1 pseudogene is annotated in these 372 nt (G+C 68.0%); it reads left to right on the forward strand.

Annotated features, from left to right (window positions below):
• Positions 1-157: 157 nt before the first annotated feature.
• A pseudogene (locus NE591_RS13260) lies at positions 158-372 on the forward strand (hypothetical protein); the annotation flags it as partial.

Consider the following 372-nt stretch of genomic DNA (forward strand, 5'->3'; position numbering starts at 1 on the left):
CCGCACGCGCCTACGGGGTGATGGAAGATGCCGAGCCCGTCCCGCGCCCGACGCGGAAGAAGAAGGCTGCCGGTGGGTCGTCGGTGGCGGCCGCGGGTGCAGGCACGTCGTCGGTGGCAGGTGCGGCTGCAGCCGCGGGCGAGGCGGTGGTGCCCCAATGAGCGTGACGTCTCCCGTAATTCCTCTTCTCGGGCTTTTGACACTCGTCGTTCCCCTCATGGGCGTGCTCATGGCGCTCACGCCCTACCTCATGCCGAAGCGCGAGTGCTTCGCCGTCACGGTGCCCGACGATGTGGCGCGCGATCCTTATCTGCGCCGCCTGAAACGCACCTATCTTGCGATCATGCTGGCGCTTGCGGCGGCGGCAACGAT

It is taken from the genome of Adlercreutzia sp. DFI.6.23 (assembly GCF_024462535.1).
In the GTDB taxonomy this organism is placed as follows: domain Bacteria; phylum Actinomycetota; class Coriobacteriia; order Coriobacteriales; family Eggerthellaceae; genus Adlercreutzia; species Adlercreutzia rubneri.